This is a genomic window from Pseudomonas sp. IC_126 (genome assembly GCF_004331835.1).
GTDB lineage: Bacteria > Pseudomonadota > Gammaproteobacteria > Pseudomonadales > Pseudomonadaceae > Stutzerimonas.
This window is the reverse complement of the sequence record NZ_SJSS01000006.1, coordinates 60,768-73,763: the sequence shown is the minus strand read 5'-3', so window position 1 is coordinate 73,763 and position 12,996 is coordinate 60,768. Positions and strand designations below refer to the sequence as shown.

Genomic DNA, 12,996 nt, shown 5'->3' with positions numbered 1-12,996 from the left:
GCGCATGCCCAGCCTCAATCCCAGCGTCGAACAACTGAAGCGCTTCGCCGAGCAGATGCCGGCCGGCGAGCCGATCCTCATGCTCAATCTGCTGCGCTTCAACCACGAGGCGGCCTATCCCGTCGACAGCGAACAAGCACCATGCAGCGGCACGGAGGCCTATGCACGCTACAGCCGCACTGCGCTATGCAAGGTGCGGGCGGCCGGGGGTGAGGTACAGGTAGCCGCCAGAGCTCAGTTCGCGTTGATAGCCCCGGACCAAGAGCGCTGGGATCAAATGCTGCTGGTGCGATATCCCTCGCCGGAGGCCTTCTTGGCAATGCTGGCGGATGAGGAATACCAGGCGGCAGCCATCCATCGCACCGCTGCGCTGGCCGACTCGCGGCTAATCGGGCACTCCAAGCGCCTGAGTGCAGCTCAACGCTGAGAACCTAGCGCGGCGAGAATCGCGGCGGTTTCGGCATCCGGTTCGCCGTCAAAGCGTGTCGGGCGATACTTCATCTGAAAGGCCGCGATCACGTTGCGCGTTTCAAGATCGAGATGGCCGTGCTTCGGCACTTGATAACCCTGCCCGACGAGCTGCTCCTGGAACCAGGCCACATCCGGCAATTGCATGGCGAACAGGCTGCGCTGACGTGCGACTTCGGCGGCGTCCGGCCAAGGCACCAGTCCGGCGTCGGCCAGGCGCTTCCAGGGAAATAACGGGCCGGGATCGACCTTTCGCTGCGGGGCAATATCGCTGTGGCCGACGATGGCGCCCGGCTTCAGGCCATGGCGCAGCATCATGTCCTTAAGCAGCACGATCAGCGCGTCGATCTGTTGCTCGGAATAGGGATACCAAAGCCGCCCCCTCTCGCTTTCGATATAACCGCGGTTGACCAACTCGATGCCAATGGAACTGGAGTTGAGCCAGGTGCGGCCATTCCATTGGCTGTCGCCGGCATGCCAGGCGCGGCGATCCTCGTCGACCAACTGGTAAATAGTCGCTGGCGCCTCTGCGATCAGGTAATGACTGCTGACGCCGTCACCCTTGAGGATATCGAGCGAGTGCTGAAGATCGGTTGATGTGTAATGCAGGACGATGAACTGCACCCTGCTGTCCTGGCCAATGGACGTATGGCTGGTATCGATACGCGGGCCACTGGCGCAGCCTGCGAGCAGCAAGGCAAACGCGGCAAAAATCAAGGCTTTCATCGGTACCTCTGGTCTACAGCGAAATGACACAGACATCGGCCGCTGGACGGACAGTACGCAGCGGCTCGGCGCAGCACCGCGAGTTGGTGCTGGAATAAGGGAAAGGGATTATACCGAGGCGCCCGAACCGCTCCCAGAGCGGCTGGTCAGCCCGCTTCGATACGGTTGCGCCCGGCATCCTTGGCCCGATAGAGCGCGCGGTCGGCGCGCTCGAACACCTGCTCGGGCTGATCGGCGTCTGCGAAACTTGCGAACCCGCCCGATAGCGTTACCTGGATGCGCTCTCCCTTGAAGTGGAACGGGCAGTTCTGAATGCCCGTACGCAGACTTTCAAGCAAATTCAGGCCCGCCTCTGCCGGTGTCTCAGGCAGCAGTAGCGCAAACTCTTCTCCACCGAAACGAGCGATGAAATCAGTCTTGCGCAGCCGTTTGCGCAGCTCACCGGCGACGATCTTGAGCACACGATCGCCAGCGAGATGGCCAAAACTGTCATTGATGCGCTTGAAATGGTCGACGTCCAGCACGGCCAGCAGCAGCTGGCCGCCGTAGCGTTGCTGACGCGCCACTTCCAACTCCAGGCGCTCATCCCATGCGGCGCGGTTGGGAAGTTCGGTCAGCGGGTCACGCAAGGCGATTTGCCGCTGTTCTTCGAGACGATCTCGCATGGTGCTGGCAGCCTGCTCAAGGCTTGCAACCCGCCCGACCAGGGAGTTAAGCCGTTCGCTCACCGTCTGCTCATGCTCGCCGCGCTGTTGCTCATAGGTGTCGACGGTCTCGAGCAAGCGGTCGATTCGGGCCTGAACGGCCTGTTTCAGGGTCGGAAGATCCTTGGCGCTGAGCATGCTGTACTGTAAGCCGTCGACCTGGTAACGCAGTTGCTCATTCAGCGCTTGCGCGGTTTCCCTGCTCTGCGCGTGGCCCTCATGAGCGGCGCGAAGGTTGTCCTGCATGGTCGCCAAGCGCTCATTGAGCAGTTTCAGGTAACTCTCGAACTCGCGTTGCCCCTGATCAGCCGCCGCAACTATCAGCTGCGCCAGATCGTCCAGAAGCGGCACCAATTCATACCAATTCAGCCCTTGCTCGATTCGCTCTCGAAGTGCCACCGACTGCGGCTGCTGGTGTTCTGGCAATTGCAGGCCATCGAGCAGGTTATACAACGCAGACTCCACCCGCTCGGCTATGGCGCTGTAGGCTTGCTCGGGCGAGGCAGGAAGGACGTGAACCTCGGCCGCCGAAGCAGCAGAAGTCACCGGCGCGATGGCCGCCTCCAAACAGAGCGCCTCATTTAGATCACCGCGATCAGCCTCGACCGACAATTGGTGACGTTTATCGGTCAACGGCTCGATTCGCCGTGTCGCCGCTGTCTCGTCGGGTTCCGGCAGATCTGTTCGAGCGGTTTCGATCGTGCCCGAAGAAACCACAGCGCTAGGATGCGGGAGTCGTTCCGCACCTCGGGTCCGCTGGCCGAACAGTCTGCCGAGTAACCCCACCGAGCCCCCTGTCTCGGCTAGCTGCAGGGTCAACGCTCGATCCTGGAACTCACCCAGCTCACCGAGCAAAGCCGGCAACTCGAACGGCTGTGCGGCCCGATCATCGAGCTGTCGCGCAAAACGCTTCAATGGCTGGCGAACCTCGCGGGGCAACGGCAATGCCAGCAACTGCGCTACCAGACGGTGCAACGACCGGCTCAGATACTCCAGACGCTCCTTCTTGCGCCGCTCGGTGTCCAGCACGGCGCGTTCGAGACGCGGCACCAGCGCCGCCAGGCGATCTTCAGGCACATCGTCGCGCAGAACTTCGCGAAGCTCATGCATGCACTGCTCGACGACCGGGTCGGTGCCATCCACGGCATAGCTGCTGCGCACCAGGCTGCGCCGCAGCAAATCGAGATGCGAGCGCCAACGCTCTTCGAGCTGTTCCTGCTGCTCCACCAATTGCAGGTACTTTTCCTTCCAGCGCTGCGTGTCGCCGCTCATGTCGGCGTGCCTACCGGCATTGGCAGGGCATCCCCATGCAGCGAGTCGGGCAAGCGAATCTCCACGGCTACGGGCAGATGATCCGAACTGATTTTCGCCAGCACGTCGACGCGCTCCAGTGTCAGGCTCGGACTCAGCAATATGTGGTCGAGGCAGCGCTGCGGACGCCAGCTGGGAAAGGTCGCCTCGATCTGCGGGGCCTGCAGCCCAAGGTCACGCAACGGCGAGTTTTCGAGCAGATCGCTGGCATGGGTATTCATGTCGCCCATCAATACCTGATGACGGTAGCTCCCGACCAGGTCTCGTATATAGGCCAGCTGGCGCGTTCTGGTGCTACCGCCGAGCGCCAGATGCATGATGACCACCGCCAGCGCATCCTCGCCTTCACCAAACCGCAGCAAGATAGCGCCGCGGCCGGACGGACCGGGTAACGGGTGATCTTCCAGCCCCTGCGGCTCCAGACGGCTGAGTACGCCGTTACTGTGCTGAGCAAAACGACCCAGGTTGCGGTTCAGCTGCTGATACCAGTAAGGAAAGGACCCGAGCTGCGCGAGGTGTTCCACCTGATTGATATAGCCGGAGCGCATGCTGCCACCGTCTGCTTCCTGCAACGCCACCAGATCGTAGTTGCCGAGCAATTCGCCGATGCGCTGTAGATTTCCGGTTCGCCCCGGATGCGGCAGCAGGTGCTGCCAGCTGCGAGTCAGATAATGATGGTAGCGCTCGGTACTGATGCCGACCTGGATGTTGAAGCTGAGCAGGCGCAACCGGCCATTGCACGGTAGCCCACTGGAGTCCAGGCAGAGTGGGTTGACCCGCGCCTGACCGGGTCCGGCCAGGCGTGGTGAACTCCAACGGCGCAACATTTGGCGCTTACCGAGCTGCCCGTTCTTTTTCGATCAGGAAGTCGGCGACCTTCAGCGCGCGCTCCGGGCCGCCTGCGGAGCCGATATCGAAACGGTACTTACCGTTGACGATCATGACCGGTACGCCAGTGATCTGATAAGCCATGGCCTGCTTTTTGGCCTGCTCGGCGCGGCTTTTCACACCGAAGGAGTTATAGGCCTTGAGGAACGCCTCCTGATCGACGCCTTCCCCGGCAAGGAATTCGGCCATCTTTTCCGGCGTGTCCAGCTTCTTGCCGTCGCGGTGATAGGCATTGAATACCGCGTCGTGAATCTTCTGCTCGACGTTCATGGATTCCAGCGCCAGGAACATCTGGCCATGGACGTTCCAAACCCCACCGAACATGGCCGGAATGCGCTTGAAATCCACGTCATCCGGCAGCTCTGCGACCCACGGGTTGATGATCGGCTCGAACTGGTAGCAATGCGGGCAGCCGTACCAGAACAGCTCGACGACCTCGATCTTGTCCGGTTCGGCTACCGGTACCGGAGTCTTGAGTTCGACATATTCCTTGCCCGCCTGGAATTCCGCCGCGTGGGCCGGCAAGCCGAACAGGCTGGCGGTTACGAGAACGGCACTGAGAACGAGTTTACGCATGGTGACTCCCTTGGCTTGGACGGCTGACCGATAGCGCCACAGGCTGCAGCAAATCATTCGTGCTCGCCAGCGCTTTTCGCCGCTTTTCAATATCTTGACAATCATTGTAGCGGCGCAAAACAAAAAGGGCGCTCAGGCTCTCACCTGAACGCCCTCCGTATCGGTTGCGCCGATGCTATCAGTGCAGACCCTGGATGTAGCTGGACAGCGCTTCGATGTCCTTGTTGCTCAGCTTGGCAGCGATGGTCCGCATGATCATGGTGTCACCGTCATTGGTGCGGTTGCCTTCGCGGAAATCGGTCAGCTGCTTGGCCGTGTAGGCAGCATGCTGACCACCCAGCTGCGGGAAGCCCGCCAGGTCGTTACCAACCCCGTTCGGCGCGTGACAACCAGTGCAGGCCGGCATGCCCAGGTCCAGTTTGCCACCGCGGAACAGTTGTTCACCTTGCTCAACCAGCGCCGGATCGGCCATGCCAACGGTCATCTTCTGGCTGGCGAAATAAGCGGCGATGTCGGCAAGATCCTGATCGTTGTAGGGGTCGAGCATGCCGGTCATTTCCAGCACCTTGCGCCCCACACTTGGCTCGGCGGTAGGGCTGCTGCCGGCCTTGATGTCGTGTAGCTGCTTGAGCAGATAACTCTCGCCCTGGCCTGCAAGTTTGGGGAAGTTCGGTGCGGGACTGTTGCCATCGGCACCGTGGCAGGCGCCACAGACGGCAATCTTTTCCTGACCGGCTTCGGCATTTCCAGCCGCGTGGGCGATACCGGTGATGCCAAGGGTCAACAGCAGACTCACGAGTACTTTGTTCATCAGCTCATCCAACTACGGCTAAGGGTTAAAAAAAATCTTATTCGGCAGGCCAGCTATTGAGCCATGGCATGCTCGTTTGAAGGTGGCATCCGGTCTCGCACCGAGCGCGTTAGCGATAACTCCCGCCACAGCCAGCGAGCCGTTGTATAGGCTCTTTCGAGACCAAAGCGCACACAAAATCTGCGGCATTATATACTGGCGGTCCTGAAACGGAAATGAACCATTGCCGCACCCCGCGCGCCCACCGGAAAGCCCATGCTCCCCAAAAACCCGATTCTCGGCCTCTGCCAGCAAGCCACGTTCATGACCAGCGCCGCCAAGGTCGACCAATGCCCGGCTGACGAGGGCCTTGAAGTCGCTTTCGCCGGCCGGTCGAATGCGGGTAAGTCCAGTGCGCTGAACACCCTCACCCACGCCAGCCTCGCCCGTACGTCGAAGACGCCGGGCCGCACCCAGCTGCTCAATTTCTTCCGCCTCGATGACGATCGCCGACTGGTCGATCTCCCTGGCTACGGTTACGCCAAGGTGCCGATTCCATTGAAGCAGCACTGGCAGCGCCATCTGGAAGCCTATCTGAGCAGTCGCGAGAGTCTCGCTGGCGTGTTTCTGATGATGGACATCCGCCATCCGTTGACTGAGTTCGACCGAATGATGCTCGACTGGTCCACCGCCAGCGAAATGCCGCTGCATATCCTGCTGACCAAGTCCGACAAGCTGGCCTTCGGTGCGGCGAAGAATGCCCTGCTGGCAATCCAGCGGGACATTCGCAAGGGTTGGGGAGACGGCGTCAGCGTGCAGCTTTTCTCAGCGCCGAAACGTCAGGGCGTAGAAGAAGCACAGCTCAAACTGGCCGAGCTGCTGGGCATGCTCGAAGCGGAATAGGCCCCAGGCTGGAAACACACTCTACCGATCCGCGGGTGAGCCACGGTAGACGTGAATAGCGACATCCACCGCTACGCCGCGGCGCCTCGACAGCGCCGATCTACCTGGCGCTGTCGAGGCAGGCCGCCGACGCGCCGTAGGGTGCGCTCCGCGCACGGCAGGCCTCGTATACGCCCATTGGTGCGCGGAGCGCACCCTACGCTTGTGCTGGTATCAGCCCTGCCTCATTCCCGATAGTCATCCACCGGCACGCACGCGCAGAACAGGTTGCGATCGCCGAAGACGTTGTCGACACGATTCACCGCTGGCCAATACTTGTGCGCCTGAGCGTGGGCGCTCGGCGTCACGCCTTCGGCGATGCTGTAGGGACGATCCCAGACGCCAGTCACATCCGCCAGGGTATGCGGCGCATGCACCAGCGGGTTGTTCTCGGCGGACCAGTCACCGCTCTCGACCTTGGCAATTTCCGCACGAATACTCAGCATCGCCTCGACGAAGCGATCCAGCTCCACCTTCGATTCGCTCTCGGTAGGCTCGATCATCAAGGTGCCGGGCACGGGGAAGGACATGGTCGGTGCGTGGAAGCCATAGTCGATGAGGCGCTTGGCGACATCTTCTTCGGTAATGCCGGTTTGCGTTTTCAACGGCCGCAAATCGATGATGCACTCATGCGCCACGCGACCGTTACGTCCGCTGTAAAGCACCGGGAATGCCTCATCGAGACGCGCCGCTAGATAGTTCGCGCTGAGGATCGCAATTTCCGTGGCGTCACGCAGCTGCGGGCCCATCATCGCGATGTACATCCAACTGATCGGCAAAATGCTCGCGCTGCCCCATGGCGCCGCGCTGACCGCGCCATTCTCCGGATTCGGCCCTTGCAGTTCGATCACCGGATGGTTGGAAACGAAGGGCAGCAGATGCGCCTTGATGCCGATCGGTCCCATGCCCGGGCCACCGCCGCCATGCGGAATGCAGAAGGTCTTGTGCAGGTTCATGTGCGAGACGTCGGCACCGATGTCCGCCGGCCGCGCCAGTCCGACCTGGGCGTTGAGGTTGGCGCCATCCATGTAGACCTGGCCGCCCTGGGCATGGATCGCCTCGCAGATCTCGCGAATGCCCTCCTCGTAAACGCCGTGGGTCGACGGATAAGTGATCATCAGGCAGGAGAGCTTGTCACCCGCTTCGGCCGCCTTGCGCTTGAGGTCTTCGAGATCGACGTTGCCCGCCCTGTCACACTCGACGATGACGACGCGCATGCTGACCATCTGCGCCGAGGCCGGGTTGGTGCCGTGAGCGGAGGATGGGATCAGGCAGATATCGCGCTGCCCTTCACCGCGGCTCTCGTGGTATTTGCGGATCGCCACCAGTCCGGCGTACTCGCCCTGCGCACCGGAGTTCGGCTGCATCGAGATCGCATCGAAGCCGGTAATAACGCAGAGCCAGGCTTCCAGCTCGTCGATCATCAACTTGTAACCCTGCGCCTGCTCGCGTGGCGCGAAGGGGTGCAGGTTGGCGAACTCCGGCCAGGTGATGGGGATCATCTCGCTGGTGGCGTTCAACTTCATGGTGCAGGAACCGAGCGGGATCATCGCCTGGTTCAGCGCCAGGTCCTTGTTCTCCAGCTGCTTGAGATAGCGCAGCATCTCGGTTTCGCTGTGATGGGTATTGAAGACCGGGTGCGTCAGGTAGGCGCTGCTGCGCTGCAGCTCGGACGGAATGCCGCTGGGGATGTCACGCTCATCCAGCTTGGCGATTTCCAGCCCGTGATCGGCGCCGAGAAAGACAGCGAGCAACTGCTCGACCGTCGCCTCGCTGCAGGTCTCGTCAAGACTGACGCCGAGCTTGCCACGCCCAAGAATGCGCAGGTTGATCCGTGCCGCTCGCGCGCTTTCGAGAATCGCCGTCTGCGCGCCGCCGACTTCCAGGGTCAGGGTGTCGAAGAAATGCTGATTGACGCGCTTGATGCCGTTCTTCTCCAGCGCGCTGGCCAGAATCGAGGTCAGCCGATGGGTACGCTGGGCGATGCGTTTGAGCCCCTCGGGCCCGTGATACACGGCGTAGCAGCTGGCGATATTGGCCAGCAGTACCTGCGCGGTACAGATGTTAGAGTTGGCCTTCTCACGCCGAATGTGCTGTTCGCGCGTCTGCAGCGCCATGCGCAGCGCCGTGTTGCCGCGGGCATCCTTGGACACACCGATGATCCGCCCCGGCATCGCCCGCTTGAACGCATCACGCGTGGCGAAGTAGGCCGCATGCGGACCGCCATAACCCATCGGCACACCGAAGCGCTGAGTCGAGCCGAGCACCACGTCTGCGCCAAGCTCACCCGGCGGGGTCAACAACAACAGGCTGAGCAGATCGGCCGCGACACAGGCCAGCGCCTCCTTGGCGTGCAGTTGCTCGATGGCCGGACGCAGATCGCGAATCTCGCCGTGGGTATCCGGATACTGCAGCAGCCCGCCGAACAGATCCTGCCCGTCGATTTCTTCGACCGCGCCGATTACCAGCTCGAAGCCGAAAGCCTCGGCGCGAGTCTGCATGACCGATAGCGTTTGCGGATGGCAATTCTCGTCGACGAAGAAGCGGTTGCTCTTGCTCTTGGCCATGCGCCGCGCCAAGGTCATCGCCTCGGCCGCGGCAGTCGCCTCATCGAGCAGCGATGCGTTGGCCAAGTCCAGCCCAGTAAGGTCGATGGTCAGCTGCTGGAAATTCAGCAGGGCCTCCAAGCGGCCCTGGGCGATTTCCGGCTGATAAGGCGTATAGGCGGTGTACCAGCCCGGATTCTCAAGCACGTTACGCAGAATGACCGGCGGCGTGATGGTGCCGTGGTAGCCCATACCGATCAGGCTGGTCCAGAGCTCGTTCTGTTCGGCATAGCTATGCAGCCGTGCCAGCGCGCCCTGCTCGTCCAGCGCCGGCGGCAGCGCCAGCTCGCCCTTCAAACGAATCGCCGGCGGCACTGTCTGCTCGACCAACTGCTCACGGCTGGACAGCCCGAGCAGGTCGAGCATGGCTTGCTGCTCAGCCGCATCGGGACCGAGATGACGACGCAGAAAGGCGTCAGGTTGCTGGAGTTGGGAAAGGCGCGGCATTTGCGACATGACAGCTACTCTCGAAAAAAGGAAAGCCCCGACATAGCGGGGCTTCGTGATAGGGAACGCTTAAGCGTCAGCGTCGCAGGAGGCCTTGTAACCTTCTGCATCGAACAACTTGTCCAGCTCTGCGGCATCGTTCGGCTTGAGCCTGAAGAACCAGCTACCGTAGGGTTCGCTGTTGACCATTTCAGGCGAGTCGGTGAGCTGGTCGTTGACGGCCACTACTTCCCCGGAAACCGGAGCGTAGATATCGGAAGCGGCCTTCACCGATTCCACCACGCCCGCCTGCTGGCCGGCTGCGAGCTGCTGGCCGACTTCCGGCAGTTCCACAAACACGACGTCGCCCAGCGCTTCCTGGGCGTGATCGGAGATTCCGACAGTCACACTGCCGTCGGCTTCATGGCGGGCCCACTCGTGGCTGGCGGCGTAACGCAGATCGCTGGGGATGTCGCTCATTCTTATGTCCTCGAGAAACTGTCGGTTTGCGGGCACGAAGCAGGTTCTAACGGCCCGCTGCAATGAAGCAGTCGGCCGAATTTACACCAGTACTTTGCCGTGACGCACGAAAGTCGGCTGCACCACGCGCACGGGATACCATTTACCGCGAATTTCTACCTCGGCGCGGTCGCCAGCTGCGGCAGGGACACGCGCCAGCGCGATGGCTTTGCCAAGCGTAGGCGAAAAACTGCCGCTGGTAATCTCGCCTTCGCCAGAGCCATTGACCCGCACGGTCTGGTGCGCACGCAGCACGCCGCGCTCCTCGAGCACCAGTCCCACCAGCTTCTGCAGGTCGCTTTGGGTCTTCTGCGCCTCCAGCGCTGCGCGCCCGACGAATTCGCGCTCGGCTGGCTCCCAGGCTACGGTCCAACCCATGTTGGCCTGTAGCGGCGACACGTCTTCGGTCATGTCCTGGCCGTAGAGGTTCAGCCCGGCCTCCAGACGCAGCGTGTCACGCGCGCCCAGGCCAATCGGGGAAATGCCAGCTCCGACCAGTTCACTCAGGAAATCCGGAGCCTGTTCGGCCGGCAGGATGATTTCCAGACCGTCCTCACCGGTATAGCCGGTGCGACCGATGAACCATTCACCAACGGCCCGGCCGTGGAAAGGTTTGAGTTCGTTAATCAGCGCAGCGCGAGGTTGGCTGACCAGCTCGGCTGTTTTGGCTCGCGCATTGGGCCCCTGAATGGCCAGCATCGCCAGCTCCGGGCGTTCGCTTACCTCGACCGAGTAGCCTTCGGCCTGCGCCTGCATCCAGCCCAGATCCTTGTCGCGAGTGCTGGCGTTGACGACCAGGCGATAGCCCCAATCGGTTAGGTAGACGATCAGATCGTCGATCACCCCGCCGCGCTCATTGAGCATCGCCGTATACAGCGCTTTGCCCACCTGCCCCAGGCGGTTCACATCGTTGGCCAGCAGATGCTGGAGATAGGCCTTGGCGTCGGTACCAGCGACATCGACGACCGTCATGTGGGAGACGTCGAACACTCCACAATCACGCCGCACCTGATGATGCTCTTCCACTTGGGAGCCGTAATGCAGCGGCATATCCCAGCCGCCGAAATCAACCATTTTGGCGCCAAGTGCGAGGTGCTGATCGTAGAGGGGAGTACGCTGACCCATGGGTTTCTCCTTCCGGGCAGGTCGCCGAAGCGGCGTGGGTGAAGCTCATTAGAGCCGGACAGACAAGCCCGACGATTTTTGGATGGCGCATTGTAGCTTCAAGGTTGGGACAGGTCACGGTGAGGCGATGGAACGAACTCAACCGATCCGGCGGGCCGAACGGCGAATCAACAGGATCACCGGCAGCAGCCCGACCAACACCAGCGTCAATGCCGGCAGCGCAGCACGCGCCCATTCACCCTCGCTGGTCATCTCGAAGATCCTTACCGACAGCGTGTCCCAGCCGAACGGCCGCATCAACAGCGTAGCCGGCATTTCTTTCAGTACGTCGACGAACACCAGCAACGCGGCACTCAGCGTGCCGGGCAGCAACAACGGCAGATAAACCCGGAAAAACAGCCCCGCCCCACCCACGCCTAGGCTGCGCGATGCCTGCGGCAGCGAAGGTCGAATCCGTGCCAACGCGCTTTCCAGCGGCCCGAACGCCACCGCCATGAAGCGGATCAGATAGGCCAGCAGCAAGGCGCCGAGACTGCCGAGCAGAATCGGTTTTCCAGCACCGCCAAGCCAACCGGATAGCGGGATGACCAGCTCACGGTCGAGATAGCTGAACGCGAGCATGATCGAAACGGCCAGCACCGACCCCGGCAGCGCATAGCCGAGATTCGCCAGGCCGACCGCTGCTTTAACCGAGCGCACCGGCGCCTGGCGCCTGGCGAAAGCCAGCAGCAGCGCCACCGCGACAGTGATGAACGCGGCCAACGCGCCTAGGTAGAGCGTGTGCAGAATCAGCGCGGTATAACGCTCATCGAAGTCGAAACGCCCGCGCTGCCAGAGCCAGACCAGCAATTGCAGCACCGGAATGACGAACGCGCAGAGGAACACCAGGCCACACCAGGCGCAGGCTGCAAAGGCCTTGAAACCGCGAAGGCGATACAGCACGGCAGACCGGGCCCGGTCGTTGGCAGGCCGGGCTGCGCCGCGCGCGCGGCGTTCGCCATAGAGCACCAGCATCACCGCCAACAACAAAAGGCTGGCCAGCTGAGTCGCGCTGGTGAGGCTGAAAAAGCCATACCAGGTCTTGTAGATGGCGGTGGTGAAAGTGTCGAAGTTGAACACCGCGACAGCGCCGAAATCGGCCAGCGTCTCCATCAGCGCCAGTGCCAAGCCGGCGCCGATCGCCGGTCGCGCCATGGGCAACGCGACACTCCAGAACGCTTTCCAGGGCGACTGCCCGAGCACCCGCGCCGCCTCCATCAATCCTTTGCCTTGGGCGAGGAATGCCGAACGGGCGAGCAGATAGACGTAAGGGTAGAACACCAGCACCAGCACGATGATCACACCGCCCGTGGAACGGACCCGAGGAAACCGCACCCCGGTGCCGAACCATTCGCGGGCCAGCGTCTGCACCGGGCCGGAGAAATCCAGCAAGCCGATGAAGACAAATGCCAGCACGTAGGCGGGAATCGCGAAAGGCAGCATCAACGCCCAATCCAACCAGCGCCGCCCCGGGAACTCACACAACGATGTCAACCAGGCCAGACTGACCCCGAGCACCGTCACCCCGATTCCGACGCCCAGCACCAGCGTCAGCGTGTTGCTCAACAGCCGCGGTATCTGGGTCTCCCAGAGATGCGACCAGATACTGGTGTCGATATCGCCCCAACTGAACAGCAGCACACTCAGCGGCAACAGCACCAGTGCCGCGACTGCAAAGGAAATGGGATACCAACGGCGCTCGACGGGGTGGGACACGCAGACCTCGGAAGCAGAAAAACAACGCCCCCGGCAAGCGGGGGCGTCGAGTATATCGGGACTGCAAGCTGCAAGCTGCAAGCTGCAAGCTGCAAGCTGCAAGCTGCAAGCGAATCAGGCTAGCGGCTGGTGCCGAAAGCCAGAGGCTCTTCTACTTGCA

General features: G+C 61.9%; 11 protein-coding genes. 2 read left to right on the top strand and 9 right to left on the bottom strand.

Translation table 11 applies throughout. The features are described from left to right. Positions 1 to 4 precede the first annotated feature (4 nt). The gene (locus E0D86_RS17570; RefSeq protein ID WP_131651337.1) at positions 5 to 427 is read left to right on the top strand and encodes a DUF1330 domain-containing protein; all 423 of its coding nucleotides are present in this window, start codon (positions 5 to 7) and stop codon (positions 425 to 427) included. Here E0D86_RS17570 and E0D86_RS17565 read toward each other — a convergent pair. From E0D86_RS17565 to E0D86_RS17545, 5 genes are all read right to left on the bottom strand, one after another. Further along, complete coding sequence (locus tag E0D86_RS17565; protein ID WP_131651336.1) at positions 418 to 1,194, bottom strand: N-acetylmuramoyl-L-alanine amidase; 777 nt, start codon at positions 1,192 to 1,194, stop codon at positions 418 to 420. The two genes, E0D86_RS17570 and E0D86_RS17565, sit on opposite strands and share 10 nt — an antisense overlap. A 146-nt stretch (positions 1,195 to 1,340) precedes the next feature. Next, on the bottom strand, positions 1,341 to 3,170 hold the full coding sequence (locus tag E0D86_RS17560) for a GGDEF domain-containing protein (protein ID WP_131651335.1): 1,830 nt from the start codon (positions 3,168 to 3,170) through the stop codon (positions 1,341 to 1,343). Continuing rightward, on the bottom strand, positions 3,167 to 4,036 hold the full coding sequence (locus tag E0D86_RS17555; protein WP_131651334.1) for an endonuclease/exonuclease/phosphatase family protein: 870 nt from the start codon (positions 4,034 to 4,036) through the stop codon (positions 3,167 to 3,169). The genes E0D86_RS17560 and E0D86_RS17555 overlap by 4 nt, the downstream gene beginning before the upstream one ends. A gap of 7 nt (positions 4,037 to 4,043) precedes the next feature. Then, positions 4,044 to 4,673, bottom strand: coding sequence for a thiol:disulfide interchange protein DsbA/DsbL (locus E0D86_RS17550; RefSeq protein WP_131651333.1), 630 nt, complete (start codon positions 4,671 to 4,673; stop codon positions 4,044 to 4,046). Positions 4,674 to 4,851: 178 nt separating this feature from the next. Then, complete coding sequence (locus E0D86_RS17545; protein ID WP_131651332.1) at positions 4,852 to 5,484, bottom strand: cytochrome c; 633 nt, start codon at positions 5,482 to 5,484, stop codon at positions 4,852 to 4,854. Between the two features lie 255 nt (positions 5,485 to 5,739). On the opposite strand from E0D86_RS17545, the gene yihA reads away from it, so the two are divergent. Further along, positions 5,740 to 6,366: a ribosome biogenesis GTP-binding protein YihA/YsxC gene (gene yihA, locus E0D86_RS17540; protein ID WP_131651331.1), complete on the top strand. Its 627-nt coding sequence runs from the start codon at positions 5,740 to 5,742 to the stop codon at positions 6,364 to 6,366. A 224-nt stretch (positions 6,367 to 6,590) separates the two neighbouring features. On the opposite strand, the gene gcvP is transcribed toward yihA, so the two are convergent. From gcvP to E0D86_RS17520, 4 genes are all read right to left on the bottom strand, one after another. Continuing rightward, positions 6,591 to 9,467 (bottom strand): aminomethyl-transferring glycine dehydrogenase, encoded by a 2,877-nt coding sequence (gene gcvP / locus E0D86_RS17535; protein WP_131651330.1) that lies wholly within the window; start codon positions 9,465 to 9,467, stop codon positions 6,591 to 6,593. 60 nt (positions 9,468 to 9,527) lie between these two features. After that, positions 9,528 to 9,917, bottom strand: a complete 390-nt coding sequence (gcvH, locus tag E0D86_RS17530) for a glycine cleavage system protein GcvH (RefSeq protein WP_131651329.1) — start codon at positions 9,915 to 9,917, stop codon at positions 9,528 to 9,530. Between the two features lie 81 nt (positions 9,918 to 9,998). Then, positions 9,999 to 11,081 carry a glycine cleavage system aminomethyltransferase GcvT gene (gene gcvT / locus E0D86_RS17525; RefSeq protein ID WP_131651328.1) on the bottom strand — a complete coding sequence of 361 codons (1,083 nt, stop codon included), beginning with the start codon at positions 11,079 to 11,081 and terminating at the stop codon, positions 9,999 to 10,001. 138 nt (positions 11,082 to 11,219) lie between these two features. After that, the gene (locus E0D86_RS17520) at positions 11,220 to 12,836 is read right to left on the bottom strand and encodes an iron ABC transporter permease (protein WP_131651327.1); all 1,617 of its coding nucleotides are present in this window, start codon (positions 12,834 to 12,836) and stop codon (positions 11,220 to 11,222) included. Positions 12,837 to 12,996 lie beyond the last annotated feature (160 nt).